This is a genomic window from Dyella japonica DSM 16301 (assembly GCF_001010355.1).
In the GTDB taxonomy this organism is placed as follows: domain Bacteria; phylum Pseudomonadota; class Gammaproteobacteria; order Xanthomonadales; family Rhodanobacteraceae; genus Dyella; species Dyella japonica.
This window is the reverse complement of record NZ_JPLA01000024.1, coordinates 114903-139034: the sequence shown is the minus strand read 5'-3', so window position 1 is coordinate 139034 and position 24132 is coordinate 114903. Positions and strand designations below refer to the sequence as shown.

20 protein-coding genes are annotated in these 24132 nt (G+C 64.0%); 7 read left to right on the top strand and 13 right to left on the bottom strand.

Annotated features, from left to right (window positions below; genetic code table 11):
- Window positions 1–111: 111 nt before the first annotated feature.
- From Y882_RS09830 to Y882_RS09795, 8 genes are all read right to left on the bottom strand, one after another.
- A complete protein-coding gene (locus tag Y882_RS09830) occupies window positions 112–3531 on the bottom strand; it encodes a GH92 family glycosyl hydrolase (RefSeq protein WP_425479432.1) in 3420 nt (1139 codons plus the stop codon).
- A 56-nt stretch (window positions 3532–3587) separates the two neighbouring features.
- Window positions 3588–6005, bottom strand: coding sequence for a GH92 family glycosyl hydrolase (locus Y882_RS09825; protein ID WP_046971723.1), 2418 nt, complete (start codon window positions 6003–6005; stop codon window positions 3588–3590).
- 413 nt (window positions 6006–6418) lie between these two features.
- On the bottom strand, window positions 6419–6808 hold the full coding sequence (locus Y882_RS09820; RefSeq protein ID WP_046971722.1) for a VOC family protein: 390 nt from the start codon (window positions 6806–6808) through the stop codon (window positions 6419–6421).
- Between the two features lie 77 nt (window positions 6809–6885).
- Window positions 6886–7194 (bottom strand): hypothetical protein, encoded by a 309-nt coding sequence (locus tag Y882_RS09815; protein WP_046971721.1) that lies wholly within the window; start codon window positions 7192–7194, stop codon window positions 6886–6888.
- 111 nt (window positions 7195–7305) lie between these two features.
- On the bottom strand, window positions 7306–8031 hold the full coding sequence (locus Y882_RS09810; protein WP_082121054.1) for a DUF1223 domain-containing protein: 726 nt from the start codon (window positions 8029–8031) through the stop codon (window positions 7306–7308).
- 255 nt (window positions 8032–8286) lie between these two features.
- A complete protein-coding gene (locus Y882_RS09805) occupies window positions 8287–8763 on the bottom strand; it encodes an SEL1-like repeat protein (RefSeq protein WP_156171386.1) in 477 nt (158 codons plus the stop codon).
- A gap of 9 nt (window positions 8764–8772) precedes the next feature.
- Window positions 8773–9150, bottom strand: coding sequence for a hypothetical protein (locus tag Y882_RS09800; RefSeq protein ID WP_046971719.1), 378 nt, complete (start codon window positions 9148–9150; stop codon window positions 8773–8775).
- A gap of 54 nt (window positions 9151–9204) precedes the next feature.
- Window positions 9205–9429 (bottom strand): Imm32 family immunity protein, encoded by a 225-nt coding sequence (locus Y882_RS09795; RefSeq protein WP_046971718.1) that lies wholly within the window; start codon window positions 9427–9429, stop codon window positions 9205–9207.
- Window positions 9430–9840: 411 nt separating this feature from the next.
- On the opposite strand from Y882_RS09795, the gene Y882_RS09790 reads away from it, so the two are divergent.
- Window positions 9841–10866, top strand: coding sequence for an aldo/keto reductase (locus Y882_RS09790; RefSeq protein WP_046971717.1), 1026 nt, complete (start codon window positions 9841–9843; stop codon window positions 10864–10866).
- A 63-nt stretch (window positions 10867–10929) separates the two neighbouring features.
- On the opposite strand, the gene pgm is transcribed toward Y882_RS09790, so the two are convergent.
- The 4 genes from pgm to Y882_RS09770 form a co-directional block, all read right to left on the bottom strand.
- A complete protein-coding gene (gene pgm, locus Y882_RS09785) occupies window positions 10930–12579 on the bottom strand; it encodes a phosphoglucomutase (alpha-D-glucose-1,6-bisphosphate-dependent) (protein WP_046971716.1) in 1650 nt (549 codons plus the stop codon).
- 195 nt (window positions 12580–12774) lie between these two features.
- Entirely contained in the window at window positions 12775–13041 is a 267-nt protein-coding gene (locus Y882_RS09780; protein WP_046971715.1) for a DksA/TraR family C4-type zinc finger protein, read from the bottom strand.
- A gap of 118 nt (window positions 13042–13159) precedes the next feature.
- Window positions 13160–13579, bottom strand: a complete 420-nt coding sequence (locus tag Y882_RS09775; protein ID WP_046971714.1) for a GNAT family N-acetyltransferase — start codon at window positions 13577–13579, stop codon at window positions 13160–13162.
- Window positions 13576–15075 carry an efflux transporter outer membrane subunit gene (locus Y882_RS09770; RefSeq protein ID WP_046971748.1) on the bottom strand — a complete coding sequence of 500 codons (1500 nt, stop codon included), beginning with the start codon at window positions 15073–15075 and terminating at the stop codon, window positions 13576–13578. Before Y882_RS09770 ends, Y882_RS09775 begins: the two co-directional genes overlap by 4 nt.
- A 295-nt stretch (window positions 15076–15370) precedes the next feature.
- Between Y882_RS09770 and Y882_RS09765 the strand changes: the two genes are divergently transcribed.
- Both Y882_RS09765 and Y882_RS09760 read left to right on the top strand, forming a co-directional pair.
- Window positions 15371–15769, top strand: coding sequence for an OsmC family protein (locus tag Y882_RS09765; RefSeq protein WP_046971747.1), 399 nt, complete (start codon window positions 15371–15373; stop codon window positions 15767–15769).
- Window positions 15770–16081: 312 nt separating this feature from the next.
- Window positions 16082–17719: an MASE1 domain-containing protein gene (locus tag Y882_RS09760; protein ID WP_082121046.1), complete on the top strand. Its 1638-nt coding sequence runs from the start codon at window positions 16082–16084 to the stop codon at window positions 17717–17719.
- Between the two features lie 26 nt (window positions 17720–17745).
- Here Y882_RS09760 and Y882_RS09755 read toward each other — a convergent pair whose 3' ends face one another.
- Window positions 17746–18321, bottom strand: a complete 576-nt coding sequence (locus Y882_RS09755) for a hypothetical protein (protein WP_052949862.1) — start codon at window positions 18319–18321, stop codon at window positions 17746–17748.
- Window positions 18322–18603: 282 nt separating this feature from the next.
- Here Y882_RS09755 and Y882_RS09750 point away from each other — a divergent pair, with 282 nt between their 5' ends.
- From Y882_RS09750 to Y882_RS09735, 4 genes are all read left to right on the top strand, one after another.
- Window positions 18604–19122, top strand: coding sequence for an RNA polymerase sigma factor (locus Y882_RS09750; RefSeq protein WP_046971745.1), 519 nt, complete (start codon window positions 18604–18606; stop codon window positions 19120–19122).
- Window positions 19115–20239: a FecR family protein gene (locus tag Y882_RS09745; protein ID WP_052949860.1), complete on the top strand. Its 1125-nt coding sequence runs from the start codon at window positions 19115–19117 to the stop codon at window positions 20237–20239. Before Y882_RS09750 ends, Y882_RS09745 begins: the two co-directional genes overlap by 8 nt.
- 107 nt (window positions 20240–20346) lie before the next feature.
- A complete protein-coding gene (locus tag Y882_RS09740; protein WP_046971712.1) occupies window positions 20347–22845 on the top strand; it encodes a TonB-dependent receptor in 2499 nt (832 codons plus the stop codon).
- On the top strand, window positions 22845–24098 hold the full coding sequence (locus Y882_RS09735; RefSeq protein ID WP_046971711.1) for a histidine-type phosphatase: 1254 nt from the start codon (window positions 22845–22847) through the stop codon (window positions 24096–24098). Before Y882_RS09740 ends, Y882_RS09735 begins: the two co-directional genes overlap by 1 nt.
- The last annotated feature ends 34 nt before the right edge of the window (window positions 24099–24132 follow it).

Below are 24132 nucleotides of genomic sequence, written 5' to 3'. Positions count from 1 at the left end.
TAAGACAAACCTCGCCACCGTCGCTGGTGGACGGCAAAACGAAGACGCAAAACTCCCCTATGCCGCGGAAGTCAGCCTTCCGCGGTCCAGGCCTTTCCTTGCTGGATCAACTCAGGGTGTAGGCGCTAACCCAAGCCACTCCACCTCTGACAATGCAACGCCTTGCAAAGCGTCAACGTGTTCCGCACGCCACCGGTAGTGCGCGTAATTCCCCTGGTGCGCCACACCGAATGCGCGCGTCTGTCGACGCCATGGAAATGCTTCGCCGCGACGTTCATCCAGGGTGACCCAGTGAACGCCATCGGTTGAACCTTCAAACTTCCAACTCTTGGGATCGTGCCCCGCCTTCGCCGACGAGGTGAGCGTGTACATCGCGATTTCGCGCGGCTGCTCGAGGTCCAGTTGGACAGCGGGCTGCGAACCCTTGAGCGACGCCTCGGTATCAGAGGTGTTGTCGCTCAGCGCATGCGCGGCACTGTCATCGCTTGCGACCACGACGTGTGCACTCTTGCTGTCGGCAAGATCGACCAGCGGCGCGGGCGTCGCGGAACCGGACGTCTGCGATGGCAGGCGCGCGTCACCATCGGCACTACCCCACTGCGAGGGCGCTGCACCCATACGGAAGTCCAGCACCGCACCGTTGGCCAGATCGGCATGCGCCAGCCAGCTGCGATCGTAGGCCTTGCCGTTGAGCGTCATGCCCTGGATGTAGCGATTGCGATCGCTCACTTCCGGCGCACGGATATCGATGGTCTTGCCGTTGTCCAGATGGATGATCATGTGCGGGAAATACGGTGCGCCGATCGCATAGGTGGGCGTGCCCATGCGCAGCGGATAGAAGCCCGCCGCACTGAATACCCACCACGCGGACATCTCGCCGTTGTCTTCGTCGCCCGGATAGCCCTGGCCAATCTCGCTGCCCACATACAGACGCGACAGTGCATCGCGCACCTTGTCCTGCGTCTTCCACGGCTGGCCGACCAGGTCGTACATGTAGAGGATGTGATGCGAGGGCTGGTTGCTGTGGCCGTACTGGCCCATGCGCACGTCGCGCGCCTCGAGCATCTCGTGGATGATGCCGCCGTATTCGCCCACGTTGAAATCGGTACCGGCGTCGAAGAACGCGTCGAGCTTCTTGGCCAGCCCTTCGAGGCCGCCGTAAAGATTGGCCAGCCCCTGCCCGTCCTGCACGCCCTCGAAGGTCATGTTCCAGGCGTTGGTTTCGGTGTAATCGCCACCCCAGGCCTTCGGATCGAAACGCTCTGCATCGATGCGCCAGGACCCATCCGGCTTGCGGCCCACGAAGAAGCCGACGGCACTGTCGAACAGCTTGACGAAGTTGAGCGAGCGGCTGTGGAAATAACGGGCGTCGTCGGCGTAGTGCGCGGCATAGCTATCACCCGCCTCGTGGTTTGCCGCCAGCGTCTGCGCCAGTTCGCCGATGCCGAAATCATTGAGATAGCCGGCCATCGACCAGGACAGACCTTCGTCCGTGCTGTTGTCCACATAGCCATTGAACACCGAGCGCTCGATGCCCTTGCGGCCTGCGCCGGGTATCTCGCTCACCACGGTCGCGTCCTTGAGGGCTGCCTGATAAAACGAGTGCACGTCAAAATTGTGGATGCCCTTGTTCCAGGCATCGGCAAAAGCGACATCGGCACTGGTGCCCACCATCAGATCGGCATAGCCGGGTGAGGACCAGCGTGCGATCCAGCCACCATCGCGATACTGCTGCACGAAGCCGTCGATCATCTCGCCCGCCTGCGTGGGCGTCAGCAAGGCATAGGCCGGCCACGCCGTGCGGTAGGTGTCCCACAGGCCATTGTTGACGTACGGCTTGCCGGCGACGATGCGCGCGCCGGTCTGGGTCGGCGTATTGGCGCCGGTCGCTGCGGAGAACGGGCTGGCGTAGCGATAGTCCGGCTTCGCCGCCGTGCCGACGTTTTCGTAGGCCTCGTTGGGATAGAGGAACAGGCGATACAGGTTGGAATACAGCGTCACCTTGTCGGACGCGGCGGCACCGGGAATCTCGATGTGGCCAAGCATCTCGTTCCAGCGCGACGCGGCACGTGCCTGCACGCTGTCGAAGGTGTCGTTGTCGGCAATTTCCTGGGCGAGATTGCGCTTGGCCTGTTCCAGGCTGATCAGCGAGGTGGCGATACGCATCGTCACGGTTTTGTCCGTCGCCGTGTCGAAGCCGAACCACGCGCCTACGTGATCGCGCCCCTGCCCGCTCAGCCGGCCGCTCTCGGCAACCGGTCGATCAAAGCTCGCGTAGAAGAACAAGCGCGTCGCACCCGTGGACAGATGGCTGGCCACATCGGAATAGCCGCTGATGCTGCCGTGCTGCGCATCCAGCTCGATGCCGCCCTTGTCGTTGCGGTTGTCGAACACCAGCTGCGAGCGATCACCCTTGAAGGTGAAGCGCATCATGGCCGCGTGACTGGTCGGCGTCATCGCCGCGCTGATGCCGTTGTCAAAGGTGACCTGATACAGATCGGCGCGCGCGGTTTCGTGATCGTGGGTAAAGCTCAGCGAGCGCGCACCGCGATCGAGCGGCGGCGCACCACTGGCAACCGCGGCCGGCATGATCTGGAAGGTCTGGCGATCGCCCATCCACGGACTGGGCTCGTGACTCAGCGCGAACGCCTGGATGCGCGGATGGTTGTCCGGGCCGTTGCGGTCCTGGTATTGATAGATCCAGTCCGAGCCAGCCTGGGTCGTGGGCGTCCAGAAATTGAAACCATGCGGCAAAGCCACAGCGGGGAAATTATTGCCACGCGAGAAATGCGCGTTCGCATTGCTGCCGCGACGCGTGTCCACATAGGTGTTCGGTGATGCATCCGCCGTCGCGGCGACATCACCAAGACGAAGATCGTCGATATAACCGTGGAAAGCGTCCGTGCCCTTGGGCGCCGCCTCCACCAGCTCGATCGCGGCGACAGTCTTGCCGGCCGCCACCGCACCCACGTCGATATCCAGCGCATTCCACTGGTTGTCGTGCAACATGCGCGCCGCTCCCTGCGCGGATGCGCTGGCGGGCACGCGGTGCTGATCCTGGGCGTGCAGCGACGACAATCGCGTGCCGTCGGTGAACAGCAGATCCACCGCCACGTATTGCGCCAGGCCGCGGGCCTCTCCCGTCGGATCGGCGGGAAACACCACATAGGAAAGATGCGAGGCCGCCGTCAGGGGCTGCTTCGCATGAAACAGCACGATGCGACGTTCGTGCGTGTCGCTGACCGCGTCCGCGTCGTAGCGGAGGCTGCGTGTGCCGGTGAAACCGACACCCGGCTTGGAGGTGAGGGATTCCTCCTTGCCGGGGCCGGACACCACACTCATGCGCCAGCCTTTGACGCTGGCCGAATCGGGCTGGGCATCGCCGGTTTCGAACGAGGTGGCAAAGCCCTGGGGCGGCGTGGTCGCTGCATGCGCCGCCGACGCAAGGCCCAGGGCGACAGCGAGACTCATCAGCTGACGACGCATGCCCTGCGTCGCCGTGATGCCATGCATAGCCGTCTGCTTATTCATCCACACTCTCCGCCATCCAGTCCGCCCAAGGTTGGGTCACGCACGCTCGTTGCCGCTTACGCCTTGGGCGGCGGGAACGACGGCGGCGCCTTGGCGATGTCGCTGCCCCAGGCCTTATTGGCCTGCGCACCCAGGGTAAATTCAAGCTTGCCGCCATGCTCGGCGAAAACCGCCGGCAGCCACGGACTGTCATGCGACTTGCCATTGACGCTCAGCGACTGCACGAACGGGGTCTGCGCCGAGGCCGATGGTGCGGCAATCACCACGTCGCCCTGTGTGCGATGAATCACCGCATGGGTGAACAACGGGCTGCCGAGGATCAGCTCGGCGCGGCCCGGAATAGCCGGATACATGCCGAGCGCGGACCACACATACCAGGACGACATCTCACCCAGGTCGTCATTGCCGGGGATGCCTTCGGGCGTGTTCTTCCACAGCGTGTTCACTACGATGCGCACCGCTTCCTGCGTCTTCGACGGCTGGCCGACAAAAGCGTACAGCCACGGCGTGCCCACCGAAGGTTCGTTGTCGAGCTCGGCATGCAGCGGACCGGCTTCGGTCAGCGCCCACTTGCCCTTGTCGTCGTGGAAGAAGCGATCCAGCCGGGCCGATGCCTTGTCGATGCCGCCCATCTGGTCGAACAGGCCACGCACGTCGAACGGCACCATCCACAGATAGACCGCCGCGCTGCCTTCGACAAAGCCATCGTCGGCTTCGGGCTTAAACGCAGGCCAGCTGCCGTCGGCGTTGCGGTTCTGGATATAGCCGCCGTCCGGCGCCGCCTTCGGGTTGAACAGATTGCGCCAGTAGCCGGCACGGGTCAGGAATTGCGCTTCGTTCTTCTTGTCGCCGACGCGCGCCGCCAGCTGCGAGAGCGCAAAATCGGCCGTCACGTCTTCCAGCGTTTCCGCCGCGCCGCCCCAGGCATGCGAGGTGGTGGCGATGTAATGCAGCTTCAGCCACTGGTCGAGCGACGGACGCTGGCCCACGCACTCTACGTTGCAGCCGTCATCGGAGAGATCGTTGGCGGTCGTCTCGGTGGCGGCCTTGAGCAACGAGGCGTAGGCGCCATGCAGATCAAAATCGTGGCCACCAAAGGCATCGATCGCAGCCAGCGCCGGCACGGCCGGATCGCCGCTCATCACGTGCGTGCCGCCGTTGTTGTGCGTCCAGCGATCCCACTCGCCGTTATTCTGCTTGGCCTGGTTGAACAGCGACTGCGCGATGTCGCTGCCCACCTCCGGATACAGCCAGGTGACCAGCTGCAACTGCGAGCGGTACACATCCCAGCCGGAGAAGTTCGCGTACTGCACGCGCTGCTTGCCTTCGACGCGATGCACCTGCTGGTCGAAGCCGCGGTATTCGCCGTTGACGTCGCTGAACACATTGGGATGCAACAGCGAGTGGTAGAGCGCGGTGTAGAAGGTGGTGCGCTCATCGGCGCTGCCGCCGGTGATGGCGACCTTGCCGAGCGCATCATTCCACGCCTGGCGGGCCTTGGCCTGCACCTGCGCCACCGTCTGACCCGCAGGAATCTCCGCGGCGAGGTTGGCCTTGGCGTTGTCGAGGCTCACGTACGAGATGCCCACGCGCACGTTGACCGCGCCCTTGGCCGGATCAAAGCCCAACCACACGCCCGAGCCCTTGCCCGCGGTGGGGAAGCCCTTCGCGTCATAGCCCGTGCCGCCCTGTGCCGCCGTCTTGCCGGGCTGCACGTCACCGTCATGCCAGGCGCCGGTGGAGGCGAACGGCTGATCGAACTGCGCCACGAAATACAGCGTGTAGTAGCTGCGCTGATCGGCCTTGGCCAGATAGCCGCAGAAATTGCCGCTGGTCACCGAACCGGTGACCGTGTGCGTGGCGCGATCGATGCTGACATTCGCATCGCTGCTGCCCACTTCGGAATCGGAAGTACGGATCAGCAGATTGGCCGGCTTGTTGGCAGGAAACGCAAAGCTGCCGATGCCGCTGCGCGTCGCCGCTGCCAGTTCCACCTGCACGTCATTGGCCAGGCGCACGCGATACGCGCCGGCCGTGGACTGCTCGTTGGCGTGCGTGTAGTCGCTGGCGTAGGTGGCATCGGTGAGATCAGCCGACGGCGAACTCTGCACCGAGGTGGTCACCGGCATGAACGGCACATCGCCGCTGGCACCGGCACAACCGGCGCCGGAAATATGCGTGAGGCTCAAGCCGCGGATGCGCGGCGCGTCGTACAGATAGCCGCTGGGCGAAGCGGTGTGGGGGTGCTTGCCGCGCGTGTTCTCCGGGCTCCACTGCAACATGCCAAACGGAACCACCGCACCCGGGTAGGTGTTGCCGCCATGGCGGCTGCCGATCAACGGATTGACCTCGTCCGCCGGCTGACTCGCGCCCTGCGCGAGCAAGGGCGACGCGACCGCCATCGACACGCCACACGCCAACGCCGCGAACCACGCGCGCCGACGCCCCTGCCCAACCGACAAGCCCTGCCCCATGCCACCTCTCCCCGACGGACGTCTAGCCGTCTTCACGTATTTAGATCGATCTAAATTGAGCATCTAAAAAAAGGCCACGAAGTGATGGACCCGGTTCCCGGATGACAGCGACTTGTGCCTGTCCCCAACTCTAACCTGCTTTGCCGCCGGGATGCTTGCTGCAACGCAAAAGACTTTTGGCGATCACAACTTGGCCCGTTGCAAGATGCTGGCGCCGGCAGAGCCTTCGGCGATACATGAAATCGCGCGCCTTTTTCTTTCGGCATCTCCGCATATCGAGACGGACGGACACGCCTTCGCTGCGCATTACGATCAGGTGATCGAGCCGCGCGGCCCTAAATGTCGCCCCTGATCGAGAGCGGACCGTATCAACGTCCCCGCCCTGGCGTGACGCATGCTTTCGAGGGACGACCTTACGGGGAGGGCAACGCGCTTACCATGACATAGTAGCCATCGAGATCGATGAGCGAAAATTCCATGGTGCCAGTGGCTGGATTTTCGTTGGGCTCCTCGGTCAGCTGGTCGACCAGTGCACGAGCCCTGGAGAGCGCTGCGTCAAAATCGTCAACACGGAAAAAGAGAATAAGCCCGTTACCCGGCTTCGCCAGATCGGCGCTCGTCAGTGTGGGATGCTCATGCGCACCCCAAGCGTGGAGACACAAAAGAACCGCTCCATCGGTGTCGAGAATCTGGCCGAAATAGTCGTGGCCGGGTTCAGATGGTTCCTGCCCGAAAAGTGTCTGGTACCACTTGAAACTCGCAGCGACGTTCTCTACCCCAATGATCGTCCAGAGGCGTTTCATCGAAGGCACCTTCCAGCTCGTTGGTATGAGGCGGGTTTATGCCACGAGCAATGTCTGCTTGGGGTCGAAAGCGGACCTTACCGGTTTAGCAGGCTTGTTGCTGACCACCATACGGACATCAGACCGAGCGTCAGCGAGAACCACGCCTGCACTACGGTTGACCACGAGGCTTCGTCGCGCTTGCAACACACCGCCTGAAATCTCCGTGGCCCTACGTTAGCCAGAAAATAGACCGCCATCAAAGAGCCACAGAAGCCGAGCAGAGCCAACTTGGTGTCGCCGAAGGAAGGCAAGTAGCTACCGTTGCGTCCCGGATTCAAAAGCAGCGCGACGACCAAGGGAGCCCAGAAGAACGACACGGCGAACCATGTTTTGTATTGCCGCATTTCCCCTCCGCTTTCCGCCCACTCTGCCCTAGAAGACCCCACGCCGAAAAAAAACGGGACAGAGGTAGTTATCGTCAATTAACCGCCTCCGCCCCCTTTTGGGTAACGAAGTTATGGCTCGGACGGCTCCTCGGATGCTGCGAGAATGTCACCCCCTTTGGGGATCTGCACCAACGCAGCGGTCAACAAACCTGGCGACGACGTGGGCGGCAAGGCGAACGAGAGCGGCGCTCCGTTCCAAGTTCCCAAGTGAACGAGCTCGTGTACAACATTGCGATGTAGCAGCGTACGGCCACTGTTCTCCCCCGCACGAATATGGACACTGACCGCACGAGGGTTATAACGCACCAGCCACACGTCGCAGGGTGACGTTGCCTGGCCGGCGCCTATCGCAAGTTGGCCTTTGTCCCAACTCATGGAGGGACCGTGGCTGGAGGCGTGGTCAATGGCCTCGTCGAGTTGACGGCGATTCGTTCCCACCAGGTCGACCTGACCGTTGATATAGATCTGTGGCGTCCAGACGTTATCGTGCTTCTTGTCATGCGCGTAGTCCCACTGCCTTTGCGTATAGACGTCCCGAGCAAAAGTATCTTTCCAGCCGAGAGTGTCCCAATAGGTCACGGCGAAGGACAGCGCAAGAATCCCTGGCTTTCCGGCAATGGCATTGAGGTTGTCCTGCGCTGGTGGGCACGACGAGCAACCTTGGCTTTGGAATAGCTCGACGACTACCAGTGGTCCCTGCTGCGTCGGCGGCCCGTCCTGTGCGTGGCTTAGGGCTACGCCCCCTCCTACCCCGATGGTGGCGACAAGCAACTTGAGTAGAACCCGAGCAATCATGGCTACGCACCCCTCCGAGTCGATTGTCACGTCAGCTGCGCCTAGTGTGTGCCTGCGTAAGGTACTTCGTTGCGGCCGGGGGCGAAGTTACGGGGAGTTGGATACGCGAATCCGGCTGTAACGTGTAACGGCGTGTAACGGGGTCGGGTTCACTTCTCGCACCAAAAGCCGGGCCATCTCAATCTGACCCCGTTATTGGCCTCGATTCAACCTGTTCCTACACTCCTTCGGTCCGCTTCGAGTCGAAAGCGGACGTTAGCTTGAACCTTTCAAAGCGGCTACAGCGGGCTTGTAGCCTTGAGCCGCGGCCCGCTTCAACCAGAACTTTGCACGCCTCACATCGTCAGGGGACACTCGGGCATGAAGAAGCGCGTAAGCCGTGAACGCGCAGTTCGCGTCCCCGTTCTCCCCTCCAATGACTGCCCACCTCAGCGCCTCATCTAGATTGACGGTCACGTTTGAATAGAAGCGCGAAAGCCGAAGAGCTGAGTTACCCGATCCGTCGAGCGCCTGACCGGCTAGCTCCTGTACCTGAGAGGGTGTCAGGACAAACTCTTGCTCGGCAAATGTTCGCTCGGCAGCAATAAGACCTTGGGCGGGGCACACCAAGATCATCAAACCGAGCAAGAACCCATAGTGAAGCCGACGAATCACGGTCCATTCCTTGCGTAAAAGGGTTGTGGCTACAAACGAGGGGCTGGCTAATGTCCGCTTTGGGTCGGAAGCAGACATTGCGGTTCCTCAACCCACTACCCGACTGTCTTTAGCAGATTCATCGCTTCGCAGGATGCTGATGACATGCCTTGCCTGAAACCAGACTTCCAAACCGGGAGCGATGTCGTCAGTGCAACAAGGCTGGTTGTCCAACTCGCCGCGATACCATCCGTCGAGGCGCCCCGTTACTTGCACCCACATACGCTCGCCATGATCAAATACCTGGCCGTCTTCTTCCGCAACGCGGATGTAGAACCGGATTTTCGCCAGATCCCCGGGTCCAATTGACAGGCGGTCCGCTAGAGAGGGTATTGAGTACGTCTCCGGAGCTGCGGCGTGCGCCACCTCGCCGTCGTCGATCATCCAGCCGTCCACATCTATGGATGCAAGTCGCGGCAAGTTCATGAGGTATCCCCTTTGCTTGTGGCTAGGTCCGCTACGGGTCGAAAGTGGACATAGCTATCTGGCCTTTGCCACGATCAATTCTGGACCATCGCTCCAGTCAGGAAGTCTATCGGTCAGATGCACATGGTCGAAACCATCGGCCTCCATCTCGACCGCCAGATCCGCCAGCACTTTCGCAATGGCCCTCAGCTCTTCCGGGCTCGCCAAAATGCTCGCCTCAGCAAGCTCCAGCGGCGCCCCGCGACCATAGCTCCCTTCTTCATATCCAAACAGCTTCATGCCAGCCCCTGCTTTGCAATTTCAGCGTCCAAGAAAGGTCCGCTTTGGGTCGAATGCGGACCTTATGACGTTAAACAATAACTGGACCGCGCGCGTGCAGCGCCAAAGCTCCGGAAGGCGCGTAAACCGGGGCCCTTTCTCATTGCCTACTTTCTCTTCGGCAAACAAGAAAAAGTGACCCGACCCCGGACGGAGGACGGACGCCCGCGGCAGGCAGGTCAGGTCACGAAAATGCGACGACCGAAGACCGACGCTACTGGATGACCAGCTTCACTGTTGAGTAGCGGCTCCGGCCTGCGCCGGATGACGAGCTGAAACATTGCCTCACCTTGCATAGTTCCGTATCTTTGAACTACGGAACATCCATTCTCCCCTCCCCCAATCCCACCCATCCCAAAGAGACCCCTCCCCATGGAATACCGTCACTTAGGCGCATCCGGCTTCAAAGTCCCCGTACTCAGCTTCGGCACCGGTACCTTCGGTGGCAGAGGCGAATTCTTCGGCGCCTGGGGCAACACCGACGTGGCGGAAGCCAAGCGCCTGGTCGATGTCTGCCTCGATGCCGGACTCACCATGTTCGACAGTGCGGATATCTACTCCGAAGGCGCTGCCGAATCGGTGCTTGGCGAAGCCATCAAGGGTCGTCGCGATCGCGTGCTGATTTCGACCAAGGCGACCTTCCGCTCTGGCGACGATCCGAACGACGTGGGTTCGTCGCGCTTCCACCTGCTCAAAGCCTGCGACGCTGCGCTCAAGCGCCTGGGCACCGATTACATCGACCTGTTCCAGCTGCATGGCTTCGATGCGATGACGCCGGTCGAAGAAACGCTGTCGACGTTGGACGATCTCGTGCGCGCCGGCAAGATCCGCTACATCGGCGTCTCCAATTTCTCCGGTTGGCACCTGATGAAATCGCTCGCCGTGGCCGATCGTTACGGCTATTCGCGTTACGTGGCGAACCAGGCGTACTACTCGCTGATCGGTCGCGACTACGAGTGGGAACAGATGCCGCTGGGCCTGGATCAGGGCGTGGGCGCGGTGGTGTGGAGCCCGCTGGGCTGGGGCCGCCTCACCGGCAAGCTGCGTCGCGGCGCACCGCTGCCCGCCACCAGCCGCCTGCATAAGACGGGCGACATGGGTCCGCAGATGTCGGACGACTACCTCTATCGCGTGATCGATGCGCTGGATGAAGTCGCCGCGGAAACCGGCAAGAGCGTGCCGCAGATCGCGCTGAACTGGCTGCTGCAGCGTCCGACCGTGTCGACCGTGGTGATCGGTGCGCGCAACGAGGAGCAGCTCAAGCAGAACCTCGGCGCGGTGGGCTGGAACCTCAGCAAGGAACAGGTCGCCAAGCTCGATGCAGCCAGCGCCGTGACGCCGGCTTATCCGTACTGGCACCAGGCCGGCTTCCAGGAACGCAATCCCTCGCCGGTCTAATGCGCAACGCAAAGAGGCGCGCCATGCTGTGCGCGCCTCTTTGGCTACATCAGTGCGAATGCATCAGCTTGCGTGCAGCGCCGCGTCCACCATCGCCTGCGCTTCTTCCAGCAGGCGCTGCAGATGCGCCTCGTCCTTGAAGCTTTCGGCGTAGATCTTGTAGATGTCTTCGGTGCCCGACGGGCGCGCGGCAAACCAGCCGTTGGCCGACGCCACCTTGATGCCGCCGATCGAGGCGCCGTTGCCGGGCGCACGATCGAGCACGACTTCGATCTTCTCGCCGGCCAGTTGCGTGCTCTTGACCTGATCGGGCGACAGCTTGGAAAGCCTGGCCTTCTGCTCCGTATTGGCCGGCGCATCGACGCGTTCCGACAGCGGCGTACCCAGGGCACGCGTCATCTCGCGATACAGCTCGCCCGGGTCCTTGCCCGTGCGCGCGGCGATCTCCGCCGACATCAGCGCGGCGGCGATGCCGTCCTTGTCGGTGCTCCATACGCTGCCATCGCGACGCAGGAACGACGCGCCTGCACTTTCCTCGCCGCCAAAACCCAGCGAACCATCGAACAGGCCGTCGACAAACCATTTGAAGCCGACCGGCACTTCGTAGAGCCGGCGACCCAGCCGCTTGGCCACGCGATCGATCAAACCCGTGCTCACCAGCGTCTTGCCCACGGCGGCATCGCTGCGCCAGTGCGGACGATGGCGGAACAGGTAATCGATCAGCACCGACAGGTAGTGATTGGGCAGCAGCAGGCCGGTGCTGCGCGTCACGATGCCGTGGCGGTCGTGATCGGTATCGCAGGCAAAGGCGACGTCGTAACTGTCCTTCAGGCCGATCAGGCGCTGCATGGCGTGCGAGGAGGAAGGATCCATGCGGATCTTGCCGTCCCAATCCACGCTCATGAAGCGGAAGGTGTGATCGACCACATCGCTCACCACCGTAAGGTCGATGCCGTAGCGCTCGGCAATGGGCGCCCAGTAGTGCACGCCCGAGCCGCCCAGCGGATCGACGCCCAGGTGCACGCCGCTGCCGCGGATCGCATCGAAGTCGATGACGTTGGCCAGATCGGTGACGTAGGCATCGAGAAAATCGTGCTGATGCGTCGTCGATGCGCGCCTGGCTTCGGCGAAAGGCACGCGGCGCACATCGCGCAAGCCGTCTTCGATCAACGCATTGGCACGCTTCTGCACCCAGCCGGTGATGTCAGTGTCGGCCGGACCGCCATTGGGCGGGTTGTACTTGAAGCCGCCACCATCGGGCGGGTTGTGCGACGGCGTGACCACGATGCCATCGGCAAAGCCATGGCTGCGGCCGCGATTGTAGGTGAGGATGGCGTGCGAGATGGCCGGCGTCGGCGTGTATTCGCCGCCCTTGGAGACCATGGTCTCCACACCATTCGCCGCGAGCACTTCCAGCGCGCTTTCCAACGCGGGCTGCGACAAGGCGTGCGTGTCGATGCCGATGAACAGGGGACCGTCGATGCCCTTCCCCGCGCGGTACTCGCAGATGGCCTGGGTGATGGCCAGCACATGCCATTCGTTGAAGCTGCGCTCGAACGAACTGCCGCGATGACCGGAGGTGCCAAACGCGACGCGCTGGCTGGGCACGCCCACGTCCGGGCGCAGATCGGCGTATGCGTCACGCAGGCGACCCACGTCCACCAGTTGATGCTCAGGGACCAGCTTGCCGGCCAGCGGGCTGAGGCGGCTCATCGGCGCGTCCCGGCAGTAGCGGAACGGGCGAACGGGCACAGGCGGTAGGACATGGTCATGCGAGGGCGCATCCTGGTTCGACAGAAAGGAACCATTGACCCTCGTCGCGGCGTCGCGTGTCAAGAGCAAAACCACCGCAAATGCGGCTGCGGACGTGCATAACGGGTAAAACGCAGCAGCGCCTTCGGACGCCGTTCAGCGCAGCTGGCTGTCCTTGCTGCCGCGACGGTTATAGCCGCTGAAGGCGGCCTCTTCCTGGTCGTGCGCCGCCTGGCAGTTCACGCACAGGCGCACGCCGGGCACGGCCTTGCGCCGCGCTTCGGGAATGCTTGCGTCGCATTCTTCGCAGTGGGTGAGACCAGGACCGCTCTGCATGCGGCTGCGCGCACGCTTGACCGCGTCGTCCACGGTCGCGTCGATCTGGTCCTGTACGGCGCCATCGCCGGCCCAACCTGTTGCCATTGCTCTCGCCTCCCGGGCCACTCATGCGCCATCGGCGCCGGCCCTGCACATCCCCACGTGGGGGTTGAAAGCCGCGATCCCAAGCATACGCCTGGCCGGCTTGGGAGGCCCAGGTCAGTCAAAAACGCTTGCGCAGGAAATACCTCGCGCCGCCCACCGGATGATCGGGGATCTCGCCGAAGACGCTATAACCGAGTTTCTCGTAGAAGCCGCGAGCCTGGAACGCGAACGTGTCCAGCCAGGCGCCGACGCAGCCGCGCTCGCGGGCGATCTCTTCAGCGCGCAGCAGCAGCGCCGTACCCACGTCCTGCCCGCGCATGGACTCGGGGATACCGAGCAGGTCGATGTGCAGCCAGTCCAGCGCGGTTTCGCCCCACAGTCCGCCGATGGTGCGGCCTTGCGCGTCACGCAGCGCGATCACCAAGGGCTGGATATCGAGCGTCGGCACCTTGCTGAGGTTGTAAGCGCGCAGCGGCGCTGCGATGGCTTCGCGATCGGCGGCGTCGGGTGCGTCGACAGCGTGAAGTTCGTAGCTCATCGGCGCGTGGCATCCGGCGTCGCCGATGCCTGCGGCGGCGCGCTTGCTTCATTGATCTGGGCAACATCGTTGACGCCGTCAAAGCCACCACCCAGCGCCTCGATCAAGCGGATCGAAATATCGGCCTGCTGGCTTTCCAGCAACGCCAGGCGTTGTTGCGCGGTCAGCAGTTGCTGGCGGCTGGTGAGCGGCGTGAGCGGGCCCCGCAGCCCACCCTCATAGGCCTTGATCGCGTCATCCCAACTCTTCTGCGCATCGTCCGCCGAGCGCTGCTCCAGCACGATCTGCTGGCGCACGGAATTGAGCGCGGAGACCTGGTCGGATACCTCGTTCAAGGCACTGACCAGCAGGCTGTTGTAACGCGCCACCATGGCGTCGTACTCGGCATCGGCGCCCGCCAGATGCGCGCGGCGGCGACCGCCGTCGAACAGCGGTAGACTCAGCGCAGGACCGAACACGTACTGACGCGCCTGCAGCGACAACACATTGGTGCTGCCGCCCACGGCGATCAGGCCAGCCATCGCGCTGACGCTGATATTGGGCAGGAATTCCTTCTTGGCCGCGGTGACGTCGCGGTTGGCCGCTTCGATTTCCCAGCGCGCCGCGACCAGATCCGCGCGACGTCCGAGCAGATCCACCGGCAGCTTGTCCGGCAGCACGGCCGGGCCGCGATCGACCAGATGCGGCCGCTCGATGCTGAGGCCGCGATCGGGTCCCTGCCCCAGCAACACCGAGAGCGAGCTGCGCGCCGCGTCGATGGCGCGGTCGGCGGCGACCTTCTGCTGCTCGGCGCCGGCGGCCTCCGAATCGGCCAGATGCTCCTGCTGCGGCGTGCCGAGGCCGCCGCGCACCAGCTTGCGCGTAATGTCGAGCGAGCGGCTGGTGCGATCGCCTTCGGCATCAGCGACGTCTTTCTGTGCAAACGCATAGCCAAGCTGCACATAGGCGCGCGCCACGTTCACCGACAACTCGATGCGCGCCGCATGCGCTTCGATCTGTGCGGCGCGGCTGCGGCCCAGCGAGGCTTCCCACGCCGCACGCTTGCCGCCCCACAGGTCCAGGTCCCAGGAGAAATCGGCGGTGAGCGCCTTGCTCCAGGCGAACGTGCCGATCGCGTATTCGGGATAGATCGGGTTCTTCTTCGACAGATAGGCGCCGGTGATCGATGCGTCGAAATTCGACTGCGGCTTGCGCCCCGCGTTGATGCTGTCTGCCACGGCCTGCGCCTGGCGTGCACGCGCCTGCGCCTGCTCGAGGCTGGGATTGTTCCGCAGGGCCTCCTCGATCAACGCGGTGAGCTGCGGGTCGCCATAGGCCACCCACCAATCCTGCGCCGGCCACGCCGTGGGGCTCAGCTGCACATCGGCCAGGCTGCGTTCGGATTTCAGCGTGCCCGGATCAGTCATGCTGCCCGTGGTGTGCAAGCCGCGACTGGTGGTGCAGCCGGCAAGAACCAGGCTGAGTGCGATGGCGACAGGAAGGGCAAGGGAACGCATGGCGGGGTCATCCGGAAAGAGGAGCGCGAAGCTGCGCGTTGTCGCTGCCTGCCAATGCATGAGTCGACGGCAGGCGCGTACGCAACGTGCAGGAGCCTGCACGTATATGCCGATTATATCGCCCTGTCTCAAGCACGCGCAGCGCTGCGAGGCCGCGATAAACCACCGGACAGGGGCGACTTTTGTCCAATTGCCAGATCGAAGGCGCGTTGCATCGTGCTTGGCGTCGAGCGCAGCGACGCTTACGCTGCACCTCTGTGCTCATCGTCGTTAAGGATCAACAGCTATGTCCCATGTGTCATCTGCCAGCATCGTTTCCACCGACAGCCACTACCTTCATCACATCGACACCGCCCACTTCAAGCTGGACACCGATGAGCCGGTCAAGCTCGGCGGACAAGGCGCAGCGCCCGCGCCGTTTGATTACTACCTGGCCGCCCTCGCCGCCTGCACCGCGATCACCTTGCGCATGTACGCCGAACGCAAAGGTTGGAACCTGGGCGAGTTTCGCGCCGAGCTGCAGCTGGAGCGCGACGACGATGGTCGCCTGCACGTGATGCGGACGCTGCACGCCACCGGCGCGTTGAGCGATGAGCAATGGGCCCGCCTGCTGGAAATCGTCGCCAACACCCCGGTGACCAAGGCCATGCGCGAGGGCGTGAGCATCTCCAGCCGTCGTGGCGACGCCGCTTAAGCCCCTGATTTGTCGATCTGATCGTGAATTTGCGTGAACGGCGTCGCAAGTATTTGCACTGCGTCACACTGCGACACCCTTCACCAGAACATCACCGGCTTTTATGAGAGAGTCCGCGCTGGTGTCACACGGCCGCGCCTGATTGCAGAGTGAAAACGTGGCGCAGCCCAACAGGTGATTCAGGGCGGCAGCAAAGCAAACCGATACCCGACCTGATGATGGGGGTGCCGGTGCACGACGATATCGCACCGAGCACATAAACCCTGGCCCACGAGAGCCAGGGGAGTCACGGCAGCCAAGGGGAAGAACAGCATGGGGGAAGCTATCGCGCCACGCGCCTGGGGCCGTCATGTGGCTGTTTGCATGGCGTACGCCGTCAGCTATGCGTTGCTACGCGACGTATCCGTCTCTCACTGGAATCTGCCGGCCGGCCTGCGGGTCGCCTGCCTGTTGCTGTTTCCCTATCGCTATTGGCCCGCATTGCTGGTCGGCGAGATGGTCCCGGTCGGCTATCACGCCTGGCACTGCATGGCCGACTTCGGCTGGCGCTGGTCGGCACTGGCTGCGGTACCGCCGATCCTGCCCTTGATGGGCGCGGTGGCCTGGGCGCGCCGCCATGCGCGCCTGCTGCTCGGTGCACACCAGATCAACATGCCCATGCTGCTGGGCGTAATACTCGCTGGTGCCGTGCTCACGGCGATCGGTGACGCCTTGGTGCTGATGGCGGTGGAAGTGCCTGCTGGCGTGCCGCTGCCCCCGCTGGACGTCCAAATCATCTTTGGCTATTTCCTCGGCAATTATCTTGGCGCGCTAGCCATCGCGCCCACGGTGATTGCGATCTATCTGTGGCAGACGCGCAAGCCGGCCAATCTGCGCGATGCCGAGTTGTGGCGCAGCCGCCTGGTCAAGGACACCATGATTGGCGTGGTGACGCCTCTGCTGGTGCTGATGGGCCTGGTGTTCAGCAGCCAGGGCGACAGCATGCAGGTGTTTCGCATCGCCATGTTCCTGCCGGTGGTCTGGCTCACCTCGCGCCACGGCTGGCAAGGCGCGGCGCTGGGCGGCACGCTGGCCAGCCTGGCGGTGACCATGACCTCCTCGATCGTGCGCGACCCGGGCGTCATCCAGGCCCAGGCGCTGATCGCGTTCGCCATTACCACCTTGCTGATGCTGGGTTCACGCATCGCCCATCAGACACATGCGGAACAGGCCACGCAGATGGATACCTTGCGCGGCTTCCAGCTTGCGCAACAAGGCCTCTATCTGGAAGAGCTGCGGCTGCGCCAGGCGGCCGACACGCTGGAAAACATCGGCCTGACCATCCGCGACAACCACAACCGCCTGCTGGACCGTCTTCGACATGTGCTGCCCACCAGCGAAGAACGCAGCTACGCCAAGCAGGTAGCGCTCGCCCAACACGAGATGCATCGCCTCGCCAATGCGCTGTACCCGCGTGGCTGGCGCGAGCGCGGCGTGCCGGCCACGCTGCGCGAAGGGCCATTTGCGCAGGCCATCCAGATGGCGGGCGCCACTTACCAGTGTGAACTGTCCGGACGCGGCCTGAGCCAGCTGGCCCCCGACGTGCACATGGCGCTGTATCGGCTGGCCTGCGAAGTGCTGGTCCATGTGCTGTCGCGCGGTCCGATGCAGGATGTGCAGCTGCAGCTGCGCGGCGGACACACGCGCGGGCGACGCTGGGTGGTGATGCGCCTGGTCGGCACGCGCGGCATGGGTTACGCGACGCCCCACGCGGAGCTGGACGAGGAACCCTGGAAGCAGGCGATGACGCTGCTGGGCGCCAGCGGGCTGGGCATCTCCTCGATCCGCGACCGCACGCATATCTACGGCGGCGATGTGCATCTGCGCGACATCGGATCGAACGTCAGCGTGACCTTGCTGCTGCACGACTCGCTGCGCAGCAGCGCGATCCACCGGAGCGCTTCACGCTAGAAGCGCTCCGGGGATTTACCGCACGATCAATTGACGCGCGAGCTGCATTCCACCGGATCGTGGCAATCGCCGGACGAGGTGGTCGCGTTCTTGGTGGTGGCGGGAGCCTGCGGTGTCACCACCGCGTTGCTCGACGGACCCTGGAAACGCGAGCTACATTCGACCGGGTCGTGGCAGTCGCCCGCAGCGACATACGTAGCCGTCGAACCATCCGCCTGCGGCGCCACCAGCACCTTCACCGTGCTGTCCTGATAGACGATGTCGCCCTTGGTGTTGCCGGCAGCCGGCAGCGGCTCGTCAGGCGTGGCCACGCGCGCGGCATCGGAGCCCACCGGCAAGGCGAGGAAGCTGCCCGAGGCCGTGGCGAAGGCAGCACGCACCTTGCCGTTCAGATCGTTGATCTGCACATAGCGCACACCGTTGCGCTGGAACACATAGACATGCCAGTGCGGACTGGCGCTGACGTCCGTGGTGTTCGGCCAGGACTGGCCCAGGCCACTGGACGGCACGCTGTTGGCGGCCATCGCGCCCATCGATGTCAACGACATCGCCAAGGCGCCCAGGGCCAACCAACGAAACCGACGGTTCGATGCATGATGCATATGTTTTTCCTCCATGTTGATCCCCTATTCCGAGATGCCGGTGGCATCACTCAAGACCGATCATCACTGGCGCAGGCCGTTGCGGCGTATCGCCAGCCGGGAGACTCTGCACCAGTCTGCGCGCGGGCGGTAAGTGCCGGCAGCGCGGCGCGCGGCACGCTTTGGCGCGTCCGGTTGCGCTGCATTCATCGCTTTCACGCAATCGTCACAAAGTCACGCTAGCTTCCAGCGCACACCCTGGCTCATCAGCCGACGACCGCGTCGACGGCGCTGCGAGTGCACGTGACCGCCGATTCCACCACCGGCCTGGCGCAGTTGTTCGAAGAACAACACGACACGCTCAACCGCTATTTCCTCAAGCGCACGGCGCATGCATGGGATGCGCAGGATCTGGTGCAGGAGCTCTACCTGCGCCTGCTGCGCACCGATCGCAGCGGCGCCGAGCTGATCGAGAAGCCCGAGGCTTATCTGTTCACCGTCGCGGCGAACCTGGTCAAGGAACACGCCGCGCGCAAACAGCGCAGCCCCAAGACCGGCGATGAAGTGAACGACGTGCTCGAGCGCCTGTTCACGCCGTGCAACGCCGCCGCCGACGTGGATCGCGACCTTCGCCGCCAGCGCCTGGCTGCCGTGATCATGCGACTCACGCCCAAGTGTCGCGCCGCCCTGGTGATGCATTACCGCGATGAGCTGGGTTATCGCGACATTGGTGAACGACTGAACATTTCCACGCACATGGTGAAGAAGTACATCGTCAAGGCGCTGGCTGTATGCCGCGTCGGGATGGCGCGCTATGACTGAATTCGCCCGCCACCGCGAAGCCGCCGAGCGCCAGCGCCGCGCCACCGAAGAAGCCGCCAGCTGGTACCTGGATCAACAGGAAGGCTTCGACGAGACGCAGCAGCAGGCTTTCATGGCATGGCTGCGCGAGTCGCCGCTGCACGTCACCGAATATCTTGCGATGGCGCATCTGCACGGCGATCTTGGCGCCGCCAGCGCGCTCGACCCTTTGAATGAAGCCCAGCTTTGCGCGCTGGCCGCGGACGACGCCGCCGTGGTGTCGCTGCCCGTGCCGCGGCCTTCCAAGACACTGCCCACCGCCCAGCCTCGACCGCGCCGCATCGCCTGGCTTGCACAGGCAGCGGCTGTGGTCATGCTGGTGGCCACGGGCGTCGCCGCCTGGCTGCCGTCCGCGCCGCAAGCCTGGGACAGCTACGCCTCGGCCAAGGACGCCGTGCGCAGCGCCACGCTGGCCGACGGCACCGCCATGCAGCTCGATCGCGACAGTGTCGTGGTGGTGAGCATGGATGCCGGCTCGCGCCGCATCGATGTGCTGCGCGGCGGCGCCTTGTTCGACGTGGCGCACGATCCGGCGCGCCCGCTGCGCGTGCAGCTGGGTGCGAATGAGCTGCAGGACATCGGCACGGTGTTTGATGCGCATCACTCCGCCGATGGCGGCCGCGTCACCGTGATCAGCGGCAAGGTCAAGCTGTGGCAGCGCCGCGAGAAGTCGTGGACGCCGGAAGGTTTTGCGGATGAGCAGTCGCCCTTGGCGGAACTCACCGCCGGCCAGGAAGCGACCATGCACATGGATGGATCCTTGGACGTCGTCGATCACCACGCTGATCTCGCGCGCAGCACGCACTGGTTGCCGGCCGACATCCATTTCGAAAGCGCCAGCGTCGCCGAGGTCGCCCGCCGCTTCAATGCGTACAACAGCCGGCCCCTGGTGATCGAGGATGCACGCATCGGCGCCACGCTTATTTCAGGGCGATTCCACGCGCGCGACATGGATGCGTTCGTGGCCTACCTGCAGACCTTGCCGAATGTGCAGGTGATCCGCAGCGTGGACGATGTGCGTGTCGTGCGTTCGGTCGCCAGCTTGTCGCGCGTTCGCGCTGTAAGAAAAAATTCATGAAGAAAGCGGTACCCAATGGCTCCGCTCGGCACTCGTAGTGAGTCATGCCGCGGCGAGGAGTGAACTCCTCCCGCTCACATGTCACTCCATCGAAGGTCAGACGCACCATGCGGAAACTGCTTGCTCTCCAGATCGCGCTGCTGCTCGGCAGCACCTTGCCCGTTCATGCCTTCGCCCAGGCGCCCACGTCGTCAGCAGCGCCGGCGATTGCGCCGATGCCGCTCAATCAGGCGCTCGATCAGTTCTCGCGCAGCACCGGCCTGCAGGTGGTGTACGACCCCGCGGTGGCCGACAGTCTGCGCAGCAGCGGCGCCGCCGCCGGCGCCGACGCAAAACAGCAACTGACGCAACTGCTCAAGGGCACCGGCCTGAACTACCGCTACGTGACGCCCACCACGGTGACCATCGTGCGGGACCCCAACGCGGGAAAGGCCCTGGCCGCGGACGCTGACGCGTCGCGCGGCCTGCCGCCGATCAACACCAACGATGGCACGCGCGACCTGGCGCCTATCAGCGTGCACGCCAATGCAGTGGATACGCTTGCGCCAAGCGCCGCGCCGCTGGATGCGACACAGCCGACGTCCGTGATCGACGAGCGCTTCATTCGTGACGGCCTGCGCTTCAACGCCAACTTCGACGACATCATCAAGTACGCGCCCAGCGTCACCGTGACCTCGCCCGAAGGCCCGGGCTTGGGCAAGAACGAAGGCATCAGCATCCGCGGTTTCCAGGATGGCCAGTTCAACATCACCTTCGACGGCATTCCGTTCGGCGATGCCAGCGACCTGCATCACACCACCTCGGCCTACTTCAACAACCACGTGCTCGGCCAGGCGGAAATTGACCGCGGCCCGGGCGGCGGCTCCACCATCGGCAACGCCACCTTCGGCGGCACCGTGGGTCTGCGTTCGCGCGATCCCAGCGATGTATCGGGCATCACGCCCTATCTCACCCTCGGCAGCTGGAATACCCGCGCCGGCGGCGTCAGCGCGGACGAACAACTGGGCGACCACACCAAGCTGTTTGCCGATGTGTCCAAGGAAGCCAGCGATACCTATCTCAAGGGTACCGACGACAAGCGCGAGCACATCTTCCTCAAGACCATCACCGAGCTGGGCGCCAATACGCTGCTGACCTTCGTGACCAGCTACAACCGCGAGCACCAGAACACCGTGCAGGGCGCGACCAAGGAAGAGATCGACGAGTTCGGCTGGCGCTATGGGCTCACCAACGACCCGACCCTGCAGTCGTACCAGGGTTACAACAACGCCGCCTACTATTCGAGCTTCACCTACGTCGGCATCACCAGCCGCCTCGGTGACTGGGACGTGGACAACAAGGTCTACCTCAACACCTTCGATCACTGGGCGCGCAAGACCAGCGATGCCAGCGACAATGATCCGGCCGACAATGGCGTGACGTTCTACGACGCCAACGGCAAGAAGCTGAAGAAGGTCAACGCCGATGTGCCGGGCAAGCTGTCCGACTCGGGCTTTCATGCGTTCGGCGACGTGCTGCGCCTCGCCCGCGACCTGGGCCCCGGCTCGCTGCAGACGGGCGTGTGGCTGGAGCGCAACCTGGACGCGCGCTACCAGTATCCGATCGACGAGACGACCGGCCAGCTGACCGGCACCAAGTATGGCCCGACCTACAACTATCAGCTGGACGACCGCACCGACACCGTGCAGCCCTATCTGCAATACGACTGGAACGTCACCGATCGCTTCACGTTGAGCCCCGGCGTGCGCTATTCGGAAGTGACGCGCCAGCTGGACGCGCCGCTCAACAAGGTGTCGCCGCCGGTACCGTCGTATGCCGAGGCCACCTATCACGCCACCCTGCCCTCGCTGAGCGCGCACGAAAAACTCAGCGACGAGTGGAGCGCGTACGCACAGGTGGCGAAGGGATTTCTCGCGCCGCCCATCGACGTGATCGAAGTGAACGGCTCGCACGGACTCGATCCGGAGCAGACCACCAACTATCAGCTCGGCACCGCCTACGCCACGCGTGAATTCACCTTCGGCGCCGACGTCTACTACATCGACTTCTCCAACTACCTGACGACCACCGAAGTCGCCACCTCGAACGGCAACGAGAGCACCTACATCAACGCTGGCGGCGCCATCTATAAGGGCGCGGAAGCCGAAGCGACCTACGCGCTGACGCAGACGCTGAGCCTGTACGGCAATGCCAGCTACAACAAGGCCACCTACAAGAACTCCGACGTGCAGGTCGCCGCCACGCCCAAGGTCACCGCCGCGCTCGGCCTGCTCTACAGCAGCCCGCTGGGCTACTTCGGTTCGCTGATGGGCAAATTCGCCGGCGAGCAGTACGGTGTCGACAATGTCACCGACAGCAACGGCAATACGGTGTTCCACAACGACCAGCGCATCGGCGGCTACTTCACCACCGACGCTGCCCTGGGCTATCGCGCTGCCTCCGGCCCGTGGGGCGCCAAGGGTTATTCGGTGAGCGTGGACATCAACAACCTGTTCAACGTGCACAAGATCACCGCGTATGCCGGCACGCAGGCCGTCAGCGGCGCGCCGTTGTTCTTCGGACTGCCGGGTCGCGGCGTGTTCCTCGACTTGTCGGTGAAGCTGTGATGGGCGCGACGCGTTTGCTACTGTTGCGTGCCTGCCTGCTGGGTGCGGCGCTGGCGGGTTTGCCGGCGCTGGCGCAAAGCGAAGACGTGGCCGCCCGCATCATCGTGCTGCGCCACGGTGTGCGCTCGCCCACCAGTTCGCCCGAGGAGCTCGCGCCTTATGCCAGCCGTCCGTGGACGGCCTGGCCGGTCGCCCCCGGCGTGCTCACCGAACACGGTGCCAAGGGCATCAGCGCGCTCGGCCAGCGCATGGCGCGCATGCTGGCCGCCGATGGCCTGGGCCACGGCGGCTGCGACGATCCGTGGCTGGTGATCGCCGACAGCACGCCGCGCAATCGCGCCAGCGGCGCCGCACTGGTGCAGGGTTTGCAGCCCGCTTGCCACGCCGGCTATCTGGCGCTGGCGCCGGAGCAGAACAATGCGCTGTTCCACTTCGTCGGCAAGTCCGGCGCGAAGGATGACGACGCGGCGGTCGCACCGTCGACGTGGCCGCCTTCCGCCTTGGCGGAACTCCAGTCCGTGTTGCTGGGCTGCCGCGGCGACGCCTGCCTGCAGGAAGCGGGCAAGCAAGGTCGCAAGCTGCTGCTCGATCCCGCGCACGACGACGACGCGGCGCACGCCAAGTCGCTCAAGACCGCCGGCAGCCTCAGCGAAAACCTGATGCTGGAATACGCCCAGGGTTTTGCGCCGGCGCAGGTGGCCTGGGGCAAGGGTGACGCAACGACGATTGGCCACATCATCACGTTGCACAACCTGCAGTTCGCGCTGGCCAAGAAGAGCATGCCCGCCGCCGCAAAAGCAGGCTCCAACCTGCTCGCCCATATCATGGCCACGCTGCAGCAGGCAGCAGGCGTCAGCACCACCGTGGCGCCACTGGCGTCGGCCAGGACGCGCACCATCCTACTGGTGGGACACGACACCAACCTGGCCAACCTGGCCGGCGTACTGGGCGTTGACTGGCACGACGAACGCCAGCCCGACGACTACCCGCCCGGTGGCGCCCTGGTGTTCGACCTGCTGAAGCTCAAGGATGGCTACGCGCTGCGCGTATCCAGCTGGATGCCCACGCTGGCGGCGCTGCGACAGGCGGACTTCCACAACGAAAACGCCCTGGTCCGCCATGCCCTGCCCCTGGCGCCCTGCCACGGCCAGGACAGCTGCCCGCTGGCCACCGTCGCCGACTGGCTTAAGGGCCGGCTCGACCCGGCATCGATCGATCCGGCGATCCCCGCCATGCCGGTCAACCAACCCTGAACGGAAGGCCGCTGCCCGACGGCAGCGGCCTAAA